The organism is Streptomyces sp. NPDC001507 (assembly GCF_042894765.1).
In the GTDB taxonomy this organism is placed as follows: Bacteria; Actinomycetota; Actinomycetes; order Streptomycetales; family Streptomycetaceae; genus Streptomyces.
Genome location: NZ_JBIAVV010000014.1, coordinates 22,007 through 43,810, shown reverse-complemented (window position 1 = coordinate 43,810; position 21,804 = coordinate 22,007). Strand labels below are relative to the sequence as shown.

The 21,804-nt window shown below is 71.2% G+C and carries 21 protein-coding genes; 7 read left to right on the top strand and 14 right to left on the bottom strand.

From position 1 onward, the window contains the following. Positions 1-3: 3 nt before the first annotated feature. Together glyA and ACFY0K_RS38105 are read left to right on the top strand one after the other, a co-directional pair. Complete coding sequence (gene glyA, locus ACFY0K_RS38110; RefSeq protein WP_390643910.1) at positions 4-1,266, top strand: serine hydroxymethyltransferase; 1,263 nt, start codon at positions 4-6, stop codon at positions 1,264-1,266. A 56-nt stretch (positions 1,267-1,322) separates the two neighbouring features. Further along, on the top strand, positions 1,323-2,690 hold the full coding sequence (locus tag ACFY0K_RS38105) for an L-serine ammonia-lyase (RefSeq protein ID WP_390643722.1): 1,368 nt from the start codon (positions 1,323-1,325) through the stop codon (positions 2,688-2,690). Here the strand turns inward: ACFY0K_RS38105 and ACFY0K_RS38100 are convergent. The 4 genes from ACFY0K_RS38100 to ACFY0K_RS38085 form a co-directional block, all read right to left on the bottom strand. Then, positions 2,687-3,718 carry a hypothetical protein gene (locus ACFY0K_RS38100; protein ID WP_390643721.1) on the bottom strand — a complete coding sequence of 344 codons (1,032 nt, stop codon included), beginning with the start codon at positions 3,716-3,718 and terminating at the stop codon, positions 2,687-2,689. The two genes, ACFY0K_RS38105 and ACFY0K_RS38100, sit on opposite strands and share 4 nt — an antisense overlap. Positions 3,719-3,762: 44 nt before the next feature. Further along, on the bottom strand, positions 3,763-4,218 hold the full coding sequence (locus ACFY0K_RS38095) for a hypothetical protein (RefSeq protein ID WP_390643720.1): 456 nt from the start codon (positions 4,216-4,218) through the stop codon (positions 3,763-3,765). 51 nt (positions 4,219-4,269) lie between these two features. Further along, entirely contained in the window at positions 4,270-4,857 is a 588-nt protein-coding gene (locus tag ACFY0K_RS38090) for an RHS repeat domain-containing protein (RefSeq protein WP_390643719.1), read from the bottom strand. Positions 4,858-5,187: 330 nt separating this feature from the next. Further along, positions 5,188-6,075 (bottom strand): PfkB family carbohydrate kinase, encoded by an 888-nt coding sequence (locus tag ACFY0K_RS38085; RefSeq protein ID WP_390643909.1) that lies wholly within the window; start codon positions 6,073-6,075, stop codon positions 5,188-5,190. A 172-nt stretch (positions 6,076-6,247) separates the two neighbouring features. Here ACFY0K_RS38085 and ACFY0K_RS38080 point away from each other — a divergent pair, with 172 nt between their 5' ends. Together ACFY0K_RS38080 and ACFY0K_RS38075 are read left to right on the top strand one after the other, a co-directional pair. Continuing rightward, complete coding sequence (locus ACFY0K_RS38080; protein WP_390643718.1) at positions 6,248-7,321, top strand: phosphatidylinositol-specific phospholipase C domain-containing protein; 1,074 nt, start codon at positions 6,248-6,250, stop codon at positions 7,319-7,321. A 98-nt stretch (positions 7,322-7,419) separates the two neighbouring features. Then, positions 7,420-7,980 carry a glycoside hydrolase family 25 protein gene (locus tag ACFY0K_RS38075; protein WP_388602137.1) on the top strand — a complete coding sequence of 187 codons (561 nt, stop codon included), beginning with the start codon at positions 7,420-7,422 and terminating at the stop codon, positions 7,978-7,980. 84 nt (positions 7,981-8,064) lie between these two features. Here ACFY0K_RS38075 and ACFY0K_RS38070 read toward each other — a convergent pair whose 3' ends face one another. Continuing rightward, positions 8,065-8,727, bottom strand: a complete 663-nt coding sequence (locus ACFY0K_RS38070; RefSeq protein WP_390643717.1) for an NADPH-dependent F420 reductase — start codon at positions 8,725-8,727, stop codon at positions 8,065-8,067. Between the two features lie 127 nt (positions 8,728-8,854). After that, positions 8,855-9,856 carry a zinc-dependent alcohol dehydrogenase family protein gene (locus ACFY0K_RS38065; protein WP_351961356.1) on the bottom strand — a complete coding sequence of 334 codons (1,002 nt, stop codon included), beginning with the start codon at positions 9,854-9,856 and terminating at the stop codon, positions 8,855-8,857. 90 nt (positions 9,857-9,946) lie between these two features. Between ACFY0K_RS38065 and ACFY0K_RS38060 the strand changes: the two genes are divergently transcribed. Next, positions 9,947-10,894 (top strand): AraC family transcriptional regulator, encoded by a 948-nt coding sequence (locus tag ACFY0K_RS38060; protein WP_390643716.1) that lies wholly within the window; start codon positions 9,947-9,949, stop codon positions 10,892-10,894. Between the two features lie 125 nt (positions 10,895-11,019). Here the strand turns inward: ACFY0K_RS38060 and ACFY0K_RS38055 are convergent, their stop codons facing one another. Together ACFY0K_RS38055 and ACFY0K_RS38050 are read right to left on the bottom strand one after the other, a co-directional pair. After that, positions 11,020-11,232, bottom strand: coding sequence for an EF-hand domain-containing protein (locus tag ACFY0K_RS38055; RefSeq protein WP_093498975.1), 213 nt, complete (start codon positions 11,230-11,232; stop codon positions 11,020-11,022). Positions 11,233-11,292: 60 nt separating this feature from the next. Further along, positions 11,293-12,204, bottom strand: coding sequence for a MerR family transcriptional regulator (locus tag ACFY0K_RS38050; RefSeq protein ID WP_390643715.1), 912 nt, complete (start codon positions 12,202-12,204; stop codon positions 11,293-11,295). Between the two features lie 64 nt (positions 12,205-12,268). Between ACFY0K_RS38050 and ACFY0K_RS38045 the strand changes: the two genes are divergently transcribed. Further along, complete coding sequence (locus tag ACFY0K_RS38045) at positions 12,269-12,904, top strand: GNAT family N-acetyltransferase (RefSeq protein ID WP_390643714.1); 636 nt, start codon at positions 12,269-12,271, stop codon at positions 12,902-12,904. A gap of 37 nt (positions 12,905-12,941) precedes the next feature. Here the strand turns inward: ACFY0K_RS38045 and ACFY0K_RS38040 are convergent, their stop codons facing one another. The 6 genes from ACFY0K_RS38040 to ACFY0K_RS38015 all read right to left on the bottom strand — a co-directional run bounded on the left by ACFY0K_RS38040 (position 12,942) and on the right by ACFY0K_RS38015 (position 19,260). Further along, on the bottom strand, positions 12,942-14,135 hold the full coding sequence (locus ACFY0K_RS38040; RefSeq protein ID WP_390643713.1) for a hypothetical protein: 1,194 nt from the start codon (positions 14,133-14,135) through the stop codon (positions 12,942-12,944). Beyond that, on the bottom strand, positions 14,135-14,896 hold the full coding sequence (locus ACFY0K_RS38035; RefSeq protein ID WP_390643712.1) for a polysaccharide deacetylase family protein: 762 nt from the start codon (positions 14,894-14,896) through the stop codon (positions 14,135-14,137). The genes ACFY0K_RS38040 and ACFY0K_RS38035 overlap by 1 nt, the downstream gene beginning before the upstream one ends. 65 nt (positions 14,897-14,961) lie before the next feature. Next, the gene (locus ACFY0K_RS38030; protein WP_351961362.1) at positions 14,962-15,465 is read right to left on the bottom strand and encodes an ATP-binding protein; all 504 of its coding nucleotides are present in this window, start codon (positions 15,463-15,465) and stop codon (positions 14,962-14,964) included. A 289-nt stretch (positions 15,466-15,754) separates the two neighbouring features. Continuing rightward, a complete protein-coding gene (locus tag ACFY0K_RS38025; RefSeq protein WP_390643711.1) occupies positions 15,755-16,522 on the bottom strand; it encodes an enoyl-CoA hydratase/isomerase family protein in 768 nt (255 codons plus the stop codon). 115 nt (positions 16,523-16,637) lie between these two features. Continuing rightward, entirely contained in the window at positions 16,638-17,816 is a 1,179-nt protein-coding gene (locus tag ACFY0K_RS38020) for an Ig-like domain-containing protein (protein WP_390643710.1), read from the bottom strand. A gap of 208 nt (positions 17,817-18,024) precedes the next feature. Beyond that, positions 18,025-19,260, bottom strand: a complete 1,236-nt coding sequence (locus ACFY0K_RS38015) for an Ig-like domain-containing protein (protein ID WP_390643709.1) — start codon at positions 19,258-19,260, stop codon at positions 18,025-18,027. Positions 19,261-19,581: 321 nt separating this feature from the next. Here ACFY0K_RS38015 and glgX point away from each other — a divergent pair, with 321 nt between their 5' ends. After that, complete coding sequence (glgX, locus tag ACFY0K_RS38010; protein WP_390643908.1) at positions 19,582-21,768, top strand: glycogen debranching protein GlgX; 2,187 nt, start codon at positions 19,582-19,584, stop codon at positions 21,766-21,768. Positions 21,769-21,804 lie beyond the last annotated feature (36 nt).

The window sequence follows — 21,804 nt, the reverse complement described above, 5'->3', positions numbered from 1 at the left end:
GAGTTGTCGCTTCTGAACACGCCCCTGCACGAGCTCGACCCCGAGGTGGCAGCCGCGGTCGACGCGGAGCTGGCGCGCCAGCAGTCCACCCTGGAGATGATCGCCTCGGAGAACTTCGCTCCGCTCGCGGTCATGGAGGCACAGGGCTCGGTCCTCACCAACAAGTACGCCGAGGGTTACCCGGGCCGCCGCTACTACGGCGGCTGCGAGCACGTCGACGTCACCGAGCAGATCGCCATCGACCGGGTGAAGGAGCTGTTCGGCGCCGAGTACGCCAACGTGCAGCCGCACTCCGGCGCCTCCGCCAACCAGGCGGCCCTGTTCGCGCTGGCCCAGCCCGGCGACACCATCCTGGGCCTGGACCTCGCCCACGGCGGCCACCTGACCCACGGCATGCGCCTGAACTTCTCCGGCAAGCAGTTCAACGTGGTCGCCTACCACGTGGACGACGCCGGCCTGGTCGACATGGCCGAGGTGGAGCGGCTCGCCAAGGAGCACCGCCCGAAGGTGATCATCGCCGGCTGGTCGGCGTACCCGCGCCAGCTGGACTTCGCGGAGTTCCGCCGGATCGCCGACGAGGTCGAGGCGTACCTGTGGGTCGACATGGCCCACTTCGCCGGCCTGGTCGCGGCGGCCCTGCACCCGAACCCGGTCCCCTACGCGGACGTGGTCACCTCCACCACCCACAAGACGCTCGGCGGCCCGCGCGGCGGCATCATCCTGGCCCGCAAGGACTTCGCGAAGAAGCTGAACTCGTCCGTCTTCCCGGGCTTCCAGGGTGGCCCCCTGGAGCACGTGATCGCGGCGAAGGCGGTCTCCTTCAAGGTCGCCGCCTCGGAGGACTTCAAGGAGCGCCAGCGTCGTACGGTGGAGGGGGCCCGCATCCTGGCGGAGCGGCTCACCGCCGCCGACGCCCGCGAGGCCGGCGTGAGCGTCCTGTCGGGCGGCACGGACGTCCACCTGATCCTCGTCGACCTGCGTGAGTCCGAGCTGGACGGGCAGCAGGCCGAGGACCGCCTCCACGAGGTCGGCATCACGGTCAACCGCAACGCCGTCCCGAACGACCCGCGGCCGCCGATGGTCACCTCGGGTCTGCGGATCGGCACCCCGGCGCTGGCCACCCGCGGCTTCACGGCCGAGGACTTCGCCGAGGTCGCCGACGTGATCGCCGAGACGCTGAAGCCGTCCTACGACGCGGCGGCCCTCAGGACCCGGGTCGAGGCGCTGACGGCGAAGCACCCGCTTTACCCCGGTCTGAACAAGTAGTTCCCTGGTGGGGGCACCCGACGACGTGTGCCCCCACCCTCTTTGGAGGAGTTCCCGTGGCCATCTCGGTCTTCGACCTGTTCTCGATCGGCATCGGCCCGTCGAGCTCCCACACCGTCGGCCCGATGCGCGCGGCCCGGATGTTCGCCCGCCGCCTGCGCAACGAGGACCTGCTGCCCTCCGCCGCCTCCATACGCGCCGAGCTGTACGGCTCCCTCGGCGCGACCGGCCACGGCCACGGCACCCCCAAGGCGGTGCTGCTCGGCCTGGAGGGCTCCTCGCCACGGACGGTGGACGTGGAGACCGCCGACGACCGCATCGAGACGATCAAGGCCACGAAGCGCCTGTCCCTGCTCGGCGAGCACGAGATCCCGTTCTCCTTCGACGACGACCTCAAGCTCCACCGCCGCAAGGCGCTCCCCTACCACGCGAACGGCATGACGCTCTGGGCGTACGACGCGTCCGGGGCCGAACTCCTCTCCAAGACGTACTACTCGGTCGGCGGCGGGTTCGTCGTCGACGAGGACGCGGTCGGCGCGGACCGCATCGTGCTGGACGACACGGTCCTGAAGTACCCCTTCCGCACGGGCGACGAGCTGCTGCGCCTGACGAAGGACACGGGTCTGTCGATCTCCGCGCTGATGCTGGAGAACGAGCGGGCCTGGCGCACCGAGGAGGAGATCCGCGAGGGCCTGCTGGACATCTGGCGGGTGATGCAGGCATGCGTCTCCCGCGGCATGTCCCGGGAGGGCATCCTGCCGGGCGGGCTCCGGGTCAAGCGCCGGGCCGCCGTGACCGCCCGCCAGCTGCGCGCCGAGGGCGACCCGCTGGCGCACGCGATGGAGTGGATCACGCTCTACGCGATGGCCGTGAACGAGGAGAACGCGGCCGGCGGCCGGGTGGTCACCGCCCCCACGAACGGCGCGGCGGGCATCATCCCGGCGGTCCTGCACTACTACATCAACTTCGTCCCGGGCGCCGACGAGGACGGGGTGGTCCGCTTCCTCCTCGCCGCCGGCGCGATCGGCATGCTCTTCAAGGAGAACGCGTCCATCTCCGGCGCCGAGGTCGGCTGCCAGGGCGAGGTCGGCTCGGCCTGCTCGATGGCGGCGGGCGCGCTCGCCGAGGTCCTCGGCGGCTCCCCGGAGCAGGTCGAGAACGCGGCCGAGATCGGCATGGAGCACAACCTCGGCCTCACCTGCGACCCGGTCGGCGGCCTGGTCCAGATCCCCTGCATCGAACGCAACGGCATGGCCGCGGTCAAGGCGGTCACCGCGGCCCGCATGGCCATGCGCGGCGACGGCTCCCACAAGGTGTCCCTCGACAAGGTCATCAAGACCATGAAGGACACCGGCGCCGACATGAGCGTCAAGTACAAGGAGACGGCCCGGGGCGGGCTGGCGGTGAACATCATCGAGTGCTAGGGGAATGGGCCCTGACCAGCGCGTTCGTGTCTTTCGGCACTGTCGGGGCCTTCCCTGCTCACGCGGCGGAAAGTCCCCGAGAGACGGCGCACTCGGATCTGCCGGCCGCGTGCGCACGGGCCCCTCGCGCCGTCGTATGCGGTGAATCCGTCCTGGCCCTGCATGAGCTGATCGACGACGTCCCCGCAGCAGTACACATCGCCGTGCCGCGCGGTACATGCCGCCCGACGATTTCCTTCCCGCCGACCCTCGTGGCGCAGTACGCCGCAAAGACCTTCGCCCTCGGTCTCGAACGGTTCGAAGCAGCCCCAGGAGAGACCATCCCCATGTACAAAGCAGCCCGCAGCGCCGTCGACGCGATGCGCCACCGCAGCCGCCTCGGCGAGACCCTCGCCCTGTCCGCGCTCGGCCGCTACCTGCGCCGGAGCAGACGCGGCGGGGTCAGCGAACTCCAGCACATCGCAGGCGTTCATCGGCCCCTGGGCCGGGAGCACTTCGTCCTCAAGGGCGGCCTGCCGCTCGCCCGGTTCGGCCCACGTCGAATGACCCGCGGCATCGACATCCTCGGCCGCCATCACCGACCCGGAGACGTCGCCCAGCGGGAACTCCTGCCCCTCAGCGAGCCACCCCACGTTCAGCAGGGACGTGCCCGCACCCGACCCGGCCAGGCTCGTCAGCGTCGTCCGAGTACTCGTGCGAGCTGACGTCCTTGCAGTACGCCATCGCTCACCACAGCCGTCGTCGTGAAGGCTCGTGAGCGTGGCGTCCACGGAGTCGGGTCCGTTCTGGGACAACGGATGCAGTAGGTAACCGACGACGCAGCCCTGCTCGTCCCTGTTGGGCTCATCCGACAAGGACAGGCCACCGGCGCGGGCGGCGGTCTTCAGGTCCTGCTCGATCTCGTGTGCCTTCGTGGCCGGGTCCGCGGCCTTGGTCGTGGACGTACCCGCGGACGCGGATTCACCCGGGGAAGCAGGTGCTGTACCGCAGCCGGCGAGCAGGGTCAGCGGCACACCCGTGGCGCTCACGACGGCCGCAACCCCTTACCGGCCGTGGCCCGGGGCGGCGGGTCTCAGCCCTGGACGAGTTTCGCAACGCCTTCACCTGCCTGATCGGCCGCGGTGTAGAGATCACAGACGTTCTTCAGATAACGGCCGAGGATTTCCAGGTGGCCATCCGGGATATCACCGTGGCGAAACGTCCCCGCGATCTCGTCGGCGTGCTCGGCGACGGACCGATCGACGTCGATGGTGACCAGGAAACCGGCTGCGACCGCCACCTCGTCCGGCGGAAGGTAGAAGCAGGCGGTACCGAGGTCATCGTCGCCGAGAAGATCGCCCATGGTGATGGGAAGTTCGCTGATCTCCTCAGGCCCCTGAGCCAGCAGGATCTGCTCCAGGACTTCCGACTCGCGGCCGAGAAAGCACTCGCCCTCAACGCCGCTGCGTTCACCCGAGAACCCGGATACGACATGCCGGAATCCCTTGTCCGCATCCGCAGCGGAAATCCTTCGAAGCGTCATATCCATGGCCGACTACTCCGATCCACAGCTCTCAGGGGGCCTCACTGTACCGTCGGCTCACGGGATGACAGGGAGCGGCATCGGGATGCCACCTCCGACCGGGCTCTTGGGCATCCAGGGATGGTTGGACCAGTCGCTTCCGGGATGCTCGCTCGGCCCGCCCTTGATCCGCCGCCGTGCGGCTGGGTCATCACCAACCATGACTTGGCCATCGGAATCGTGGTGTCGTGAGCCAGGGTGTACTTCTCGCTGAGGCTTCTTGAAAGCCTCAGCCCGCGCCTTGCGCCTTCTCTCCTCGTCCTCTCGCTTCTTCCGTTCCTGCTGCCGCTCGAACTCCATCCGGTCCAGGTCGTACAGTCCGGTCGGATCGCTCTGCGTCGTGGGGTTGTTGTGGCTGTACGCGTAGCCGTTGATCTGGAGCGGATCGGCCGCGTCGATGACCGGGTCGGCGGACAGGAAGCGCCCGGCGGAGGGGTCGTACTCGCGCGCGCCCAGGTGGGTGAGGGCGGTACTGGTGTCGTCGATGCCATTGCCGAGGCACGAACGACTGTTTGGCCAGCTTGTCGGCTTGGTGCCGCGGACTTCTCCGTAGGGCTTGAAGAAGCGTCGCGTGTAAGGCTGTCCGCTGGTCTCGTCCACCGACATGGTGGCCGTGCCGAGGGGATCACTGAGCAGAACGCCGAGCTTGTGACCCGTGGTGCTGCCGTACTTGGTGGAGACGGGCAGGAGACGGGATTCATGGTTCCTCCGGTGATCGGGCGCGTGACGGCGTGACGGGGCGGTGGCGGCACGCCGGGGCGCGACCGTCCCGGCTGCCACCCGGCCGCGTGAATCCGGGGTTCGCGTATCGCCGACCGCCGACCACCGCGCTTCCCGGGCCACGGAACGTGGCCGAATCGCCGCGAGCGGATACGCGAGCGGCCCGTGGGACCGACAGGGAAGTTGCAGAGGTGCGCGTTCACCGGCGGGCGCCGGTCAGTCCGCGGTCAGCCACGCGCGTGTGCCGAACGAGGCGCACGCGCGGGAGGCCACCGCCGCGGCCCGGGCCAGGGCTTCGGCGAAGGCCGGCCCGTCGAGGGGGCCGGGACCGCTCAGCTGGTGGGCGAGGGCACCGTGCAGGACGTCCCCCGCGCCCAGCGTGTCCACCACGCGGGTCTCCGGAACGCCGACCAGGCCACCGCCGCCGGGGCCCGCCCACATGATCGGCGCCGCGCCGCCGGTGACCGCCGCCCAGGTCACCCCGTGGTCCCGGAGGAACTCCAGGGTCTCGGCGGGCGAGGCGGTACCGGGCGGGTGGAAGTCCGCCGAGCAGACGGCGACGTCGGTCGACGCCAGCAGCCGCTCCGTGCCGTCCTTCCAGCTGCCCCCGTCGAGCAGGGTGGGCCGCCCGGCCCCGCGGGCGGCGTGCGCGACCTCGACGGCCAGGTCCATGTGGTGCCCGTCGAACTCGGCGATGTCGCAGGACTCCACCAGCTCCGCCAGGCCGGCCGGGGCCCGCAGCCGGTGCCCGGTCGCGTTGACGGAGGCGACCGCGCGCTCTCCGGTCGCCTCGGTGACCAGGATCGAGGACACCGCGGGCGGTTGCCCGCGGCCGGCGGCGAGGTCGGTGACGCGCACCCCGAGCGCGTCGAGATCCGCCCGGACGCCGAGCGCCAGCGGATGGGAGCCGAGGCCGGTGAGCAGCCGCGGCCGGCCGCCCAGCCGGCCGAAGGCCACCGCCGCGCCCGTGGCCGGACCGCCCGCCGCGACCACCTGGTCACGGGCCGTCAGTTTCTCGTCCGGCCCCGGCACATGGTCCACCAGCTGGATGACGTCCAGCGTGCACAGTCCCACGAAGAGGCCCGCAGGCCGCCGCACCGCCATCGGGTCCGTCCGCACCAGCGCCTCCTCCGGCCTCCGCCCGCGGCCAGCGTACGTGCGGCCTCGTGAGTCCTGAGGGAGTTCCGGAGACCGATGTTCCCCCAGGGGCTACCGATCAGTAACCGTATGCTTCTACGCTGCCGCCAACTCACCACCAATCCAAGGGAGTTGGGTCATGGGTGTACTGAGACGGCTGGCGGCGGTCGTGGGCGCCGGGGCCCTGTTCGTGATGGCGGGCTCGGCCGCGCACGCGGACACGGCCACGGCCACGGCCACGGCCACGGCCACGGACCTGAACGCGGCGAAGTTCTCCGGGACCACCTCCGTCGGCACGCACAACGCGTACGACAGGAGCAAGTACACCTACTGGGCGCAGGCGCTGGACTCCGGAGCCTCGCTGCTGGAGCTGGACGTGTACGTCGACAGCATCAGCAAGCGGTGGCGGGTCAGCCACAGCAACCCGTGGGGCGACGACAACAACTGCGAACACGCCAACACCCCCGGCCAGCTCTACGGCCAGGCCACCAGCCAGGACCTCGGCAGCTGCCTCGACAACATGGCGGCCTGGGAGCAACTGCACCCGGACCACGCGCCCATCGTCGTCAAGGTCGAGATGAAGGTCGGGTTCAACCAGACCATCGGCCTCGGGCCCACCGCCTTCGACACGCTCGTCTCGCAGAAGCTCGGCAGCAGCGTGTACAAGCCGGCCGACCTGCTCGGCTCCTCGTACTCCACCCTCGACGCCGCCGCCAAGGCCAACGCCTGGCCCACCCGTGACCAGCTCAAGGGCAAGTTCATCTTCGAACTGATCCCCGGCACGGTGGAGCAGGCCAACCCGTTCGACCACTACTGGACGGACAAGGAGTACGGCGACCACCTGCGGGACCTGTACGCGGCCGGGAACATCTCCCAGGCCCAGGCCTTCCCCGCCGTCCTGGGCGCCGCGAACGGGGACCCACGGACCAGCAGGTACGACGCCTCCATCCAGCCCTGGTTCGTGTTCTTCGACGGCGACGCGGCGACGTACGTGAACAACGGCTACGACACGTCGTTCTACGCCACGAACCACTACATCCTGATCATGACGGACGCCTACAACGTCTCCCCGGCGATCTCCTCGACCGCTCCCACCGACGCCGAGGTCGCGGCCCGGCTGGCGCTGCTGGCCGGCGACCACGCCAGCATCATCACCTCCGACTGGTCGACGAAGTCGGCGGCCGTGCTCGGCGAGGTGGCGGCCCGCGGCTGACAATTCACGCGCCCACGCGGATCCCTCTCGGCGCGGCGGGGAATACGACATACGCAGTTGCAACTCGTGTCACCCCACTGGCACCCAGGGAGTCCCCCATGCTGCACGGCATCGACGTGAGCGCGTACCAGTCCTCCAGCTACGACACGGACGGCCTCTCCTTCGTCTTCATCAAGGCGACGGAGGGGCATTCGTACGTCAACCCCAAACTCGCCGCCCAGGCCAAGACCGGCCGCGACGCCGGACTGGTCGTCGGCTACTACCACTTCCTCTGGCCCGGCAACCTCACCGCCCAGGCCGAGTACTTCGTCCAGCACGCCCCCGAAAAAGCGGGCGAGATCCTCGCCGTCGACTGGGAGACCACCGGCGACGGCACCCACGCCGGCAACGCCGAGAAGGACTCCTTCATCCGCAAGGTGAAGGCACTGCGGCCCGGCTACCGGGTGGTGCTGTACACCAACCGGGATTTCTGGCTCAACATCGACAGCACCTCGTACGCCGGCGACGGTCTCTGGATCGCGGACTACGTCAGCGCGGGCCACCCCCGCATCAAGGCCGACTGGGTCTTCCACCAGTACACCAGCGATCCGCATGACAAGGACGTCGCGGACTTCGCGAGCAAGGCCGCCCTCAAGGCCTGGGCCGCGAAGAAGGACTGAGCGGCGGCGCCGGTCCGTGGCGGCGGGACCGGGCGCCCCGGTCCGGTCCCGTCGCCGGCCGTCCCGCAGGACCCGGCGGAGCCGTCAGCCGCGGAAGTTCTCCGGGCGCTCAGGGGACGCCTCCGCCAGTGCCTTGCGGACGCCCTCGGCGTCGGCGCGCAGGCCGTAGACCGGGGTGCCCGGCTGCTGGCGCCAGGAGTCGTCGATGCCGCCGTTGTCGACCGTGTCGAAGCCGAGTTCGTCGATCAGGGCGCGGACCACCTGCTTGGCGGCCTCGTCGTCGCCGGAGACCGGGAGGGCCTGGCGGCCGGGTTCCCCGGCGGGGCGGCCGCGGTCCAGGATGTCCTGGGCGAAGGTGCCGTTGAAGGCCTTGATCACGGGGTGGCCGATCTGCCGCTCGGTCCAGCGGCTCTCCGTGATGCCCTCGTCCTCGATGCCGGCGATCCGGCCGTCCCGCTCCCGCGGGTAGTAGTTGCCGGTGTCGATCACGGCGACGTTCTCCGCGGCGCCGTCCAGGAGCCCGGACGGCAGGTCCGGGACCGCCTTCACCGGGACCGTGACCACCACGACCTCCGCGCCCCGCGCCGCCTCCCCGGCCCGCACCGCCTTCGCGCCCGTCTCCTCGGCCAGGGCGGCGAGCGTCTCGGGGCCCCGCGAGTTCGCCACGGACACGTCGTGACCGAGCGCGGTCAGCCGCCGGGTGAGGTTGCCGCCGATGTTGCCCGCTCCGATGATGCCGATCTTCATGACACACCTTTCGAGAGTCCATGCACCTGCATACATACGCTGCTGTGCGGCGACAACCTCGGGCGTGCGCGGCCTATTCCACGGCCGGTCCGAACGGGTGAGGCCCGGTTCCGGACCCGGGCCCCGCTCAGATCCGTACGACGATCTTGCCGATGTGCGTGTTGGACTCCATCAGGCGGTGCGCGTCCCGGATGCGGTCCAGGCCGTCCAGCACCTCACCGACGACCGGGCGGAAGCCGCCGTCGGCCAGGCCCGCGTTGAGGAAGGCGGTGGACCGGCGCCGGCCCTCGGGGGTCGCGGTGAGGACCCCGTTGGCGTAGGTGTGAATCGTGAAGGGCCAGTTCCAGGGGAGTTCGGCGGGGCTGCCGTCCAGCCAGCCGTAGACCACCACCGAGCCGCCCGCGGCCAGTCCCTCCGCCAGCGGGCGGAAGTCCGGGCCGCCGATCGCGTCGAACATCACCTCGGCGCCGCCGCCCCCGGTGAGCCGCCTGACCTCCTTCGCCACGTCCTGTGCCGTCGATCCCCCGGTGACGATCACCTCCGCCGCCCCCAGCTCCAGCAGCCGATCGCGTTTGTCCGCGGTGCGGGTGGTGGCGAGCGGGACCGCGCCGATCCGGCGGGCGACCTGGATCGCCGCGGTGCCGACGCCACTGGACGCCCCGGTGATCAGGACGTGGTCGCCCGGCCGCAGCCCGGCCGTCTCCAGCAGCCCGCCGTACGCCGTCGTGTACGTCAGCCAGGCCGCGGCGCCGGTGACCGCGTCCACGCCGTCGGGGCGCGGGACGACCGAGGACGCGGGCAGCACCACGCGCTCCGCGTACACGCCCCGCGCGCTCATCTCGATGCCGGGGCCGGTGGTCACCGGGTCGCCGACGGCCGGTTCGGTGACGCCCTCGCCGACGGCCTCGACGATCCCGGCGGCCTCGTAGCCGAGCCGGGAGGCGGGCAGGGTCGGCTGGTAGTAGTAGGTGCCCGACCGGAACAGGGCTTCGGCCCGGTTGAGGCCCAGCGCCTCGACGCGTACGGCGACCTCGCCGGGGCCGGGGCCGGGGAGCGGCACGTCCTCGACGGTCAGGACGTCGGGGCCGCCGGTCTCGTGGAAGAGCACGGTGCGTGCGGTGTTCGTCATGCGGTCGACGCTAGGCGGCGTCCGCGAGACGATCCATGCTCCGCTGTCTCGCTTTCCTGTCCGCGCGTCTCGCCGGACTACGGTGTGGACATGGACGTACTGAGCGACGCGGTCGCCGCGATGCGTACCGGGCGGCCGCACTCCTCCCGCCGGGACAAGTACGCGCCCTGGGGGATGCGGTTCGCGGCCTCGGCGGGTGCCGGCTTCCATGTGGTGCTGCGCGGGTCGGCGTGGCTGCTGCCGGCGGCCGGCGAGCCGGTGGCGCTGGGGCCCGGGGACGTGGTGTTCCTGGCCCACGGGCACGGCCACGCACTGGCCAGCGGGCCGGACGTACCGCTGCAGGACGTGCGCCCCGGACCGGACGGCCGCTGGCCCGAACCGCCGCGTACGGCGCGGGCGGCGGAGCCGGACACGGTACTGCTGTGCGGCGCCTACCAGCTGGACCGCTCCCGTGCCCACCGGCTGCTCTCCGAGCTGCCGGAGGTGGTCCGTCTGCCCGCCCGGGTGGGCGCCCACCGCTCGCTGCGGGCCGCGGTGGAGCTGCTCGGGATGGAGCTGGAGGGGCGGCAGCCGGGCGCGGACGCCGTCGTCACCTCGCTGCTCGACACCCTGCTGCTCTACATCCTGCGGGCCTGGTGGCAGCGGGAGCGGGGCGGCGAGGAGGGCAGGGGCTGGTCCGCGGCGCTGGCCGATCCCGCGGTCTCGGCGGCGCTGCGCGCCGTGCACGGCGACCCGGCCCACCCCTGGACGGTGGCCGAACTCGCCGCCCGGGGCGGCCTGTCCAGGGCGGCCTTCGCCCGCCGTTTCACCGCGCTCGTGGGCGAACCGCCCCTGGCCTATCTGACCTGGTGGCGGATGACCAGGGCCGGCCGGCTGCTGCGCGACAACACCCTCACCCTGCGCCAGGTCGCCGAACGCATCGGCTACACCTCGGAGTTCGCCTTCGCCAGGGCCTTCAAGCGGGAGTACGGCACGGCACCCGGGCAGTACCGCAGAGCCGCCGGCCACCCCACGACCGGCACCGCCGACCAACCCTGAACGGCACCGGGGACCAACCCGTGAACGGGGCACCGGACGCCGGACTGGACGGTCCGGGTCGAGGCCGGGGCATGAGAAAGGGGCGCCCGCACTCCAGGTGCCGGGCGCCCCTGCGCTCGTGGGACCTACTTGTTCAGGTAGGCCCAGTACTCGTCGAACGACAGGACCTTGTCGCCGTTGAGGTCGCGGGTCTTGATGATGGCCTCGGCCACCGCCTCGGTGACGTTCCAGTCGCCCCCCTGCGCGAGAGCGGACTTGAACTCGGCGGCGGTGATGAAACCGTCACCGTCCGCGTCGATCCGCTCGAAGTGCGCGCGTGCCTCGTCGATGTCCGCCACCGATCCGCCCCTTTATGTCCGTGTTTCCATTGCCGTACCGGCGTAGTGCCGCAGGCCAGGTTAACGGCCCGGCCAGGCCTTCAGCGCAGCGACCACCCAGCCGAACTCCTCCTGGTACTGCGGCGGCGCCGGAGCACCCTTGATGATGTTCACCAACTCCCGATAGCGGGCGACCTCGTTGCCCAGGTCGATCCGGCGCAGCACCGCCGCCCGGTCGGTGCCCTCCCCGAACACCTCGGTGAGCACGGCGTCCGCCTCCGGCGCCTCGGGCGCCACCCCGCGCCCGCGGGCCGCACCGACGACGTCGACCAGCTTGCGGAAGAACCACTGCGAGGCACCGGCCGGGGTGTCCGGCCCCCGGTCGGCCGCGTTGAACTCGATCATCCTGCGCATCGCCGCCCGGAAGTCCGGGTCCTGCAGCAGTTCGGCCAGCTCCACCCAGGCGTCCACCTGCTCGGGGCCGGGGTCGTCGGGCAGTGCCACCCCGAGGGTCCGGGTGCGCTCCCGGATCCAGGGGTCGGCCGTGTCCAGCCCCTCGAAGATCTCCTCCACGAAGTCGTCCACGATCCGCTGCCGTTCGGCGGCCGACAGCCGTGCCAGTCTGTTCATCAGGGTCATCTCCTCCGCGTTCGAGCCACGTCGCGCCACCGTCGAGAGCACCGCGCGGGTCACCTTCAGCGAGCGGATCTGCGCGTCCAGCGCCGCCACGTGCGTCTCGGCGACCTCCGCCACGGTCCGCTCGCCGGAGAGCACCTGGCGCACGTGCCCCAGGCCGAGCCCCAGCTCGCGCAGGGTGCGGATCAGCTCCAGGCGGGCGAACGACTCGGCGTCGTAGAGCCGGTAGCCGCCCGCGGAGCGGGTCACCGGGGTGAGCACGCCCTCGTCCGACCAGTAGCGGATGGTGCGCACGGTCAGCCCGGTGGCCTTCGCCAGCTCGCCGATGGTGAAGAGTCCGGTGCCGTCGTCGATCATGTCTGCGAGTGTGGGCCTTCCAGTGGGTGGAGACTCAAGGAGCCACGGGGAGTCGAGGAGCACGGTGACGGAGACCCTGCGGGACATTCTGGACGCGGCGGCCCAGGGTGTCTTCCCGCCGCCCGACGGCCGTACGACCGTCGTACCGCAGCCCTCCCCGCGGGACGCCGGTGTGCTCTCCTTCACCGCGCACTCGGTCGTCTTCGTCGACGAGGACCCGGAGTGGGTGTACGACACCCTGCGCGCCACCCCCAGCGATCCGCTGGCCGCGACGATGAACTCGCGCTTCCTCACCGCCCTGATGGACCGCACCGGCCGCGAACAGGAGACGATCGACGCGCTGCTGGTGGCCCGCCCGCTGCCCGGCCGACCGGAACTCCCCCTCACCGAGCTCACCGGCCCCGACCACTCCCGGGTCGCCTACGCCCGGGCCCGCCGGGACGAGGTGCGCGCCTGGACGGTGGCGGGCGGCGTGCTGGTACTGGGCCGGGGCGTCGCGGGACGCCTGGAGGTCTCGGTGGAGGTGGACCAGGGGGTACGGCAGCGGGGGCTGGGCCGGGCCCTGGTGGCCGCCGCCCGGCAGCTCGCGGACGAACCCCTGTGGGCGCAGGTCGCGCCGGGGAACGCCCGCAGCGTCCGGGCCTTCCAGGCGGCCGGCTATGTGCCGGTGGGCGCGGAGGCGCTGCTGCTCAAGGCCTGAGGCCCGAGGGCCCGGCCTCACCCGGCCTCACCCGGCCTCAGCGGAAGATGCCGGTGTGGCCGAGCGAGTAGCGGCCCGGCTGCGGGTAGACGGCGAGTCCGTGCGGGCCGCTGCCCACGTGGATGCGGGCCAGTTCGGCGCCGGTGCGGGTGTCGATGGCGTACACCTCGGAGTTGTACCGGCCGGAGAGCCACAGCACCTTGCCGTCCGCCGAGACCCCGCCCATGTCGGGGCTGCCGCCGCCGGGCAGCCGCCACTTCCCGGTCAGCCGGTTCTGCGCGAAGTCGAAGAGGGAGATGGTGCCCTCGCCCCGGTTGGAGATGTACATCACGCGGGAGTCCCGGCTGACGTACAGCCCGTGCGCGCCCTTGCCGGTGGCCATGAAGGTCGGCCTGGTGAAGGCGTCGCCGTCCAGGATCCACACCCCGTCGGCCATCATGTCGGCGATGTAGAACCGCTTGCCGTCCGGCGAGACCTTGACGTCCTGCGGCATGGCGCCGTGGTACGGCAGCTTCTCCTGCCGGAGCACCTTCATCTGCTCCGTGTCCACCTTGAGCACTTCGCCGCTGAACTCGCAGGACACGATGAAGTACCGGCCGTCGAGGGAGAAGTCGGCGTGGTTGACGCCGTAGCAGCTGACCGGGACGGCCTTGACGGTCCGCATGGTGTGCGCGTCCCGGAAGACCAGCTGGCGGTCGTTGGAGGCCATCACGATCGCGTACCTGCCGTTGGGCGTGAAGTACAGGTTGTACGGGTCGTGCACGGCGACCGACTTGCCGGCCCGGCCGGTCCTCGGGTCGATGGGGGTGAGGCTGTTGCCGAGGTCGTTGTTGACCCACAGGGTCTTCAGGTCCCAGGACGGCACCACGTGCTGCGGCTGCCGGCCGACCGGGATGGTCCCGATCACCCGGTAGGTCTTCGGGTCGATGACCGAGACCGTGTCGGAGTTGGTGTTCGGGACGTACACCAGGGACGGGAAGCCCTTGACCACGGGCGAGAGGTTGCCGGGGCGGTCGGCGGCGTACACGTCCTTCGGGTCCAGGACCGGGGGCATCCCCGGCAGTACGTCGACGGCCGGCTCCGCCTTCTTCACCGGCGGCTGCACGGCCGCGGTGGTGCCGGCGGCCGGTGCGGCGGGGCTCTCGGAGCCGCCGCTGCACGCGGGCAGCAGGGCCAGGACGGCGAGGACGGCACCGGCGGACAGCAGACGGGCGGCGTTCGTGGTTCGCATCAGCTGAGCAGCTCCGTGGTGGTGACCGCGCGCAGTCCACGGCGGTTCAGTTCTTGGAGGACGGCGGGGAGGGCGGCGACCGTGTCCGGATACCCGAAGTGCATGCTCACCACCGAGCCGCCCGTGACCTCCGCGAGCACCTTGCGGGTGATGGCCGACGCGCCCGGCCGGGTGTAGTCGAGCGAGTCGACGTCGTACGACAGCACGTGCGGGTAGCCGGCCTCGGCCGCGAGCCGGGCGACGAGCGGGGAGGCGGTCGGCGCCCTCGAGGGACGGAACCAGGTCCCGATCGATCCGGTGAGCCGCCTGAGCCGCTCCGCGCAGTCGGTGATCTCCTTGCGGGCGTCCGCCTCCGCCATGGCGTTGATGGAGACGTGCCGCTGGGTGTGGTTGCCCAGGTCGTGGCCGCCGTCGAGGACACGGCGGGCCATGGTGGGATACGTGTCGAGCCAGCTGCCGACGGCCAGCACGGTGAGGTGGGCGCCGTGCTGCTCGGCGGTGGCGAGGAGCTGGTCGGCGAGGGTGGGGTCGCCCTGGCCGTGGAAGGTGAGGGCGACGGACGCGGTGGTGCGGGGGCCGTGGGTGACCTGGAAGGGGAACCGGTGGGGGGAAGCCGACGGTGCGGTGGGGCCGGTGCTGGCGGAGGATGCCGCGGTGGCCGTACCGGGGTTGCCGCAACCGGTGATGAGCGCGGCTCCGGCGGTGAAGGCGGCGCTTGCGCGGAGAAGGTCGCGTCGGCGGGTGGGGGTCACCTGCACCATTTAAAGGTGCATAGGTAAGAAAGGTGGCTATTGACCCGAAATGGATTGTTTTTGCACGTTGTGGCCTATCGATCGGCTACCCGCATCTCGAACCACGTCGTCTTGCCTCTCGGCAGCAGATCAACACCCCAGCGGTCCGCCAGCTTGTCCACCAGGAACAGGCCGCGGCCGCTGATGTCGGTCTCCTGAACCGGCATCAGACAGGGCAGGCCGCGCGACGGATCGCGCACCTCCACCCGGATCCAGCCGGGGCGGCGGCGCATCCGCAGGCCGAACACCCGGGCACCGGTGTGCCGTACGGCGTTGCCCACCAGTTCGGAGACGAGTAAGACCGCGTCCTCCGTCATCCTGGGGCTGAGCCGCCACTGGCGGAGGACGACGACCTGGGCGAGCCGGCGGGCGGTCGCCGCGGACTCGGGGCGGGACGGCAGCGGAACCTCCGCGTCCGTCGGATTGCCGAACAGTTCGATCGCCTTGAGCGCCCGCTCGTCCTCGACCGCAGGCGACCAGCGCGCCGCGGCCGCACGGCTGTGTCCCCGCGGCTGTTCGATGCCCTCCAGCCCCGCCATGCCCCCATCATGGCCGTCCGGAGCGCCCTCCGTGGCCGTTCCCGGGGAATACGCCCCCGCAAAGCTTCCACCCGTCACCGGGTGATCGGCATATGCCATCGGCATTCCGAAGGCATCGGAAGCCGGTCCGACCTGCGACGACGTTCCATCTCCGGGCAATCGCCAGACCCCCTCGACAAGGCGGGCTTAGGGTTGCCTTAAGGTTCCCATAATCCGCCCCATCGGGGGACCCGGAATCAGACATCGCGTCAATTGCAAGGGGTTCGGGGCTTTCACAGCAGGACGAAGATCACAGGAACTTGGCCTTGCCCGGCCCCTCCTCGACGAAGCTGCGCATCCCGCGCTCGCGGTCCTCGGTCGCGAACAGCCCCGCGAACCAGTTCCGTTCGACGGCGAGCCCGGTCTCCAGGTCGGTCTCCAGGCCGGTGTCGACCGCCTCCTTGGCGGCCCGCAGCGCGATCGCCGGGCCCTGCGCGAGCTTCGCCGCCCAGGCGTGTGCCTCGGTGTAGACGTCGGCGGCGGGCACGACCCGGTCGACGAGTCCGATGGCGAGCGCCTCGTCGGCCTTGACCATACGGCCCGTGAAGATCAGGTCCTTGGCCTTGGACGGGCCGATCAGCCGCGGCAGCCGCTGGGTGCCGCCGGCTCCCGGGATGAGCCCGAGGAGGATCTCGGGCTGCCCGAGCTTGGCGTTGTCGGCGGCGATGCGGTAGTCCGCGCAGAGGGCGAGCTCGCAACCGCCGCCGAGCGCGTAGCCGGTGACGGCGGCGACGACCGGCTTGGGAATCCGGGCGACGGCGCTGAACGAGTCCTGGAGGGAACGGGACCGCAGAACCATGGCCGCGTGGTCCATGTTCTGCATTTCCTTGATGTCGGCGCCGGCCGCGAAGACCTTCTCACCGCCGTACACGACGACGGCGCGCACGTCCTCGCGCCGGGTGGCCTCCTCCGCCAGCTCCTTGATCCGGTCCTGGGTGGCGACATCGAGCGCGTTCATGGGCGGCCGGTCGAGGCGGAGAGTGCCGACGCCTTCGGAGACTTCGAGGGTCACAGTCATGCCTGGCAGGTTAACGCCCGTTCAGCAGCCTGCCCCGTCAGGGGCGCGGGGCTGTGTCGATGCGCGGCTCCGCCGCGTGGGCGCGACCAGCCCCCACGCACCCGCAGCCGAACGACTACGCAGTCCATTCCTTCCACGACATGTTCCAGCCGTTGAGGCCGTTGTCGGGCGACACGGTCTGGTCGTTGGAGTGCTTCACCGTCACCACGTCCCCGATGATCGAGTGGTCGAAGAACCAGGCGGCGGGCAACGCACGGTCACCGCCGCCCCGGATGTCCCGGAGGCCGACGCACCCGTGGCTCGCGTTGTAGTTGCCGAACGCGTCGCCACCCCAGTAGTTGCCGTGGATGAACGTCCCGGACGTGGTCAGCCGCATCGCATCCGGCACGTCCTTGATGTCGTACTCGCCGCCGTAGCCGACCGTCTCGCCGTTCATGCGCGTCACGCGCAGCTTCTCGCTGATGACCATCTGGCCGTTCCACGTGTCGTAGCCCGGCTTGCCGGTCGTGACCGCGAGGGTCTTCACGACCTTGCCGTCCTGCATGACCTTCATCGTGTGCTTCTTGGCGTCGACGACGGACACCTGGTTGCGGCCGATCGTGAACTTCACGGTCTTGGCCTGCTCGCCGTACACCCCGGCACGGCCCTCGACGCCGTCGAGGTTGAGGGAGACGGTGACCTTCGTGCCGGACTTCCAGTAGTTCTCCGGGCGGAAGTCGAGCCGGTCGTTGCCGAACCAGTGGCCCTCGACGTCGACCGCGGGTTCGGTCTTGATGGTGATCGCCTTCTCCACCGCGGCCGGGTCGGTGATGCCCCGGGTGAAGTGGACGGAGAACGGCATGCCGACACCGACCGTGGAACCGTCCTCCGGCGTGAAGTAACCGACGAACGTGTTCTTCGGGGTGAGCGTCGTGAAGCTGGAGTCCTCCGCCGACTCACGTCCGTCGGCATCCTTCGCGACCGCGTGCACCGTGTACTTCGTGGAGTTGGCGAGGTGCGTCGCGGGCGTCCAGCTGGCGCCGTCCGCCGCGATCGCCCCGGCTATCTCCTTGCCCTTGGCGTCCTTGACCTCGACGTCGGTCAGCTTGCCCCTGGCGGCGCTGACCTTGAGCTCCCCGCTGGTGTCCACGCCGGTCGCGCCGGACTTGGGGCTGATGCTGACGGTCGCCACGGACTGCTTGCTCGCCTGGGTGGTGGCGTCCTTGGCCTTGCCCGGGTCCGCCCCCTTGTCGGAGGAGCCGCCCCCGCCGCAGGCGGTGACGGCCATGAGCAGGACACCGGCGACGACAGCCATCCCCTGCCTGCGCCGCTTCCCCCGCACCGACGCCCCCGATATCGGCCGCTCGTTCAAAGTCGTTCTCCCCTCCCAGGGCCTGGTCAGGCCCACCCCGGCGCGTCAGGCGCGCGCATTGGCGCATAGTAACCGCAGGGTTTTGAGCTTGGTGTTGGGCGAATGTCACCGTTGCGTCGCAACTTCTCGCCCCCACCGCCCCCCCACCTGGTTACTTGACCGCGCCGCCCGCCTTCCACTCCTTCCACCCCATGTTCCATCCCCCGAGGCCATTGTCGGGAGCGACCATTTTGTCCTTGCTGTTCACGACTTCGATCACGTCACCGATGAGGCTGCGGTCGTAGAACCAGCCCGCGGGCGTGTCCGAGCTGCCGCCCTTCACGTCGAGCAGGCCCACGCAGCCGTGGCTGACGTTGACGCGGCCCGGGGCGTCCGGCGCCCAGTAGTTGCCGTGCAGGAAGGTGCCGGAGTCGGTCAGCTTGAGGGCGTGCGGGACGTCGGGGATGTCGTACTCGCCGCCGAAGCCGACGGTGCGGCTGTTCATGCGGGTCACGTCGTGCATCTCCATCACCACCATCTTCCCGTTGTAGGTGGTGTGCTCGGGCGCCCCCGCGGTGATCGGCACGGTGGCGAGCAGTTCGCCGTCCCGGCGGACCTCCATGGTGTGGGCGGCCGCGTCGACGATGGAGACCTGGCTGCGGCCGACGGTGAAGGTGAACGTCTTGGACTGGAGGCCGTAGACGCCGGGGGCGCCCTGGACGTCACGGAGGTTCAGGCCGACCGTGACGACCGTGCCGGGGTGCCAGTAGTTCTCGGGGCGGAAGTCGAGGCGGTTCTTGCCGAACCAGTGCGGGCGGATCTCGACCGCGGGCCTGGCGGTGACCTGGATGGCGCGTTCGACGGCGGCGCGGTCCTCGATGTCGCGGCTGAAGGCGAGGGAGACGATCATGCCGGTGCCGACGGTGGCCCGGTTCTCCGGGGTGACGTACCCGATGAAGCGTTCGTCGGGGACCAGCGTGGTGAAGGTGGTGTGGCGGGCCGAGCGGTGGCCGGTGCCGTCGACGGCCACCGCGTCGACGGTGTACTTGGCGGCGAGCGCGAGTTTCGGGTCGTCCGGCCGCCAGATCGTGCCGCCCCCGGCGATGTGCCCGGGGACCGGAGAGTCCTGGGCGTCCTGGGACCTGACGACGCTGACGGACTCCAGGCGGCCGCTGGGCACCCGTACCATCAGCGGTTTGTCGGGCCGTACCGCCCTGGTGCCGTCGTCCGGGGAGATGCGGATGACGTCCTCGGGCGCCGCGGGTCTGCCGCCGAGGACGTGGTCGATGCCGAGCCCGTGCGTGCCGTCCGAGGAGCAGCCGGCGGCTCCCGCCAGCAGCCCCGCCCATGTCAGTGCCGCGGCCAACGCGGCCCCCGCGCGCCGTGCGCGCCCTTGTGGATGCCTCACGTGCGGCTCAACGAGCGGGCATGCCCCTGGGAAACGTGAGTGCGACGCCGGCACTGGGCAGAACAGAGGGAAGGACGACGAGCTGGGGAGCCGCCGTGCCCGTGCGCGAGCCGTGGCGGGCACGTCCGTAGCGAGCCGCCGACCGTGCCCGGGACCGGGAGTCCGGGCGCCGTCGGCTGCTCGGACGCGGATGGGCGCGCCCCGGTGGTCGGCGAGCCGCGGGACACAAAAAGGGGCCGACAGGTGACGAGCGCAGCCGAGCAGCAGGGGGCACCGGCGCGGGCCCCGAGGGCGGACGGCGCCACGGCGCACGCCCCCGCGGTGAACGGGCCCGCGGTGAACGGGACGCCCCTCCCCGTCCCGGCGGCGTGGCCGGGGGCGTCGACACCGCTCGGCGCCCGGTTCCGGGTCGGGCCCGACGGGGTGGCGGGCACCAACTTCGCGCTCTGGGCGGCCGGCGCGGAGGCGGTCCGGCTCTGCCTCTTCGACGAGCAGGGGCGGGAGACCCGCATCCCGCTGACCGAACTCACGCACGAGATCTGGCACGGGTTCGTGCCCGGCGTGCTGCCGGGGCAGCGGTACGGCTACCGGGTCGACGGCCGCTGGGACCCGTGGACCGGCGCCCGCTGGAACCCGGCGAAGCTGCTCCTGGACCCGTACGCGCGGGCGGTGGACGGTGAGTTCGCGCTGCCGCCCGAGGTGTACGGGCACGTCCGGGACTGGCCGGACCAGCAGGTCGCCGACACCGTCCGGGACGACCGCGACTCGGCGCCGTACGTCCCCAAGGGCGTGGTCGTCCACGATGACGACGACTGGTCCGACGACCACCGCCCGAAGACCCCGTGGGCGGACTCCGTCATCTACGAGCTGCACGTGCGCGGCTTCACCAGGCTGCATCCCGGGATACCCGAGGAACTCCGCGGCACCTACGCGGGCCTGGCCCACCCGGCCGCCGTCGACCACCTCGTCAACCTCGGCGTGACGGCCGTGGAACTCCTCCCCGTCCACCAGTTCGCCCACGAGGACCACCTGCTCAGGCGCGGCCTGAAGAACTACTGGGGCTACAACTCCATCGGTTACTTCGCCCCGCACGCGGCCTACGCCGCCTCCGGTACGACGGGACAGCAGGTCGGCGAGTTCAAGCGGATGGTCCGGGCGCTGCACGCGGCCGGGATCGAGGTCATCCTCGACGTCGTCTACAACCACACCGCGGAGGCGGGCGAGCTGGGCCCGACGCTCTCGCTGAAGGGCATCGACAACCGGGGCTACTACCGCCTCCAGGACCACGACGCCCGGCGCTTCGCGGACTACACCGGCTGCGGCAACACCCTGCACGTGGTCCGCCCGCACGTGCTGCGCCTCATCACCGACTCGCTCCGCTACTGGGTCACCGAGATGGGCGTGGACGGCTTCCGCTTCGACCTCGCCGCCGCGCTGGCCCGCTCGATGCACGACGTCGACATGCTCTCCCCCTTCCTCGCCGTGATCGCCCAGGACCCGGTGCTGCGCCGGGTCAAGCTGATCGCCGAGCCCTGGGACGTCGGCTCCGGCGGCTACCAGGTCGGCGCGTTCCCGCCCCTGTGGACCGAGTGGAACGACCGCTACCGGGACGCCGTCCGCGACTTCTGGCGCGGCGCCCTCCCGGACGTGCGCGACCTCGGCTACCGCCTCTCCGGCTCCAGCGACCTCTACGCCTGGGGCGGCCGCCGCCCCTACGCCTCCGTCAACTTCGTCACCGCGCACGACGGTTACACCCTGCGCGACCTGGTGTCGTACGAGCGCAAGCACAACGAGGCCAACGGCGAGCAGAACCGGGACGGCTCCGGCGACAACCGGTCCTGGAACTGCGGCGCGGAGGGCGAGACGGAGGACGAGGGCGTACAGGCGCTCCGCCGGCGCCAGCTCCGCAACCTCCTCACCACCCTCCTCCTCTCGACGGGCGTCCCGATGCTGGTCGCCGGCGACGAACTGGGCCGCACCCAGCGCGGCAACAACAACGCCTACTGCCAGGACAACGACATCAGCTGGCTGGACTGGAGCCTGCTCGACGACCCCGCCTGGCGGCCCCTGTTCGACCTCACCTCCCGCCTCATCCGGCTCCGCCACCGCCACCCGGTGCTGCGCCGCCGCGCCTTCTTCTCCGGCCGCGCGCACTCGGCGGACGGCCTGCGCGACCTGGCCTGGTTCACGGCCCACGGCGAGGAGATGACCGCGGGCGACTGGTACGCGCCCGCCGCCACCCTCGGCATGTTCCTCTCCGGCCGGGACATACCCGGCCGCGACGACCGCGGCGCCCCCGTCCTCGACGACAGCTTCCTCACCGTCCTGCACGCCGGCGCCCGCCCGACCCAGTTCGTCCTGCCGGGCCCGCCGTGGGCGCAGCGCTACGAGGTACTGGTGGACACCTCACTGGAGGACCAGCACGCGGAGCCGGCAGTGGTCCACGAGTCCGGGACGGCGATCACGGTGCCGGGACGCGCGGTGCTCTTGCTGAGAGTGGCCGACTGACCCGTCGACACCGACGACCGCCCCCGGTCCTCTGCC

Coding starts and splice junctions, on each gene's coding strand:
- ACFY0K_RS38060 (WP_390643716.1), top strand. CDS start 9,947: ATGGACGTACTGAGCGACGCGGTCGCCGCGATGCGTACCGGGCGGCCG.
- ACFY0K_RS38025 (WP_390643711.1), bottom strand. CDS start 16,522: ATGACTGTGACCCTCGAAGTCTCCGAAGGCGTCGGCACTCTCCGCCTC.
- ACFY0K_RS38035 (WP_390643712.1), bottom strand. CDS start 14,896: ATGGTGCAGGTGACCCCCACCCGCCGACGCGACCTTCTCCGCGCAAGC.
- ACFY0K_RS38090 (WP_390643719.1), bottom strand. CDS start 4,857: ATGTCGGTGGACGAGACCAGCGGACAGCCTTACACGCGACGCTTCTTC.
- ACFY0K_RS38040 (WP_390643713.1), bottom strand. CDS start 14,135: ATGCGAACCACGAACGCCGCCCGTCTGCTGTCCGCCGGTGCCGTCCTC.
- ACFY0K_RS38030 (WP_351961362.1), bottom strand. CDS start 15,465: ATGGCGGGGCTGGAGGGCATCGAACAGCCGCGGGGACACAGCCGTGCG.
- ACFY0K_RS38070 (WP_390643717.1), bottom strand. CDS start 8,727: ATGAAGATCGGCATCATCGGAGCGGGCAACATCGGCGGCAACCTCACC.
- ACFY0K_RS38095 (WP_390643720.1), bottom strand. CDS start 4,218: ATGGATATGACGCTTCGAAGGATTTCCGCTGCGGATGCGGACAAGGGA.
- ACFY0K_RS38020 (WP_390643710.1), bottom strand. CDS start 17,816: ATGGCTGTCGTCGCCGGTGTCCTGCTCATGGCCGTCACCGCCTGCGGC.
- ACFY0K_RS38050 (WP_390643715.1), bottom strand. CDS start 12,204: ATGATCGACGACGGCACCGGACTCTTCACCATCGGCGAGCTGGCGAAG.
- ACFY0K_RS38075 (WP_388602137.1), top strand. CDS start 7,420: ATGCTGCACGGCATCGACGTGAGCGCGTACCAGTCCTCCAGCTACGAC.
- ACFY0K_RS38065 (WP_351961356.1), bottom strand. CDS start 9,856: ATGACGAACACCGCACGCACCGTGCTCTTCCACGAGACCGGCGGCCCC.
- ACFY0K_RS38080 (WP_390643718.1), top strand. CDS start 6,248: ATGGGTGTACTGAGACGGCTGGCGGCGGTCGTGGGCGCCGGGGCCCTG.
- ACFY0K_RS38085 (WP_390643909.1), bottom strand. CDS start 6,075: ATGGCGGTGCGGCGGCCTGCGGGCCTCTTCGTGGGACTGTGCACGCTG.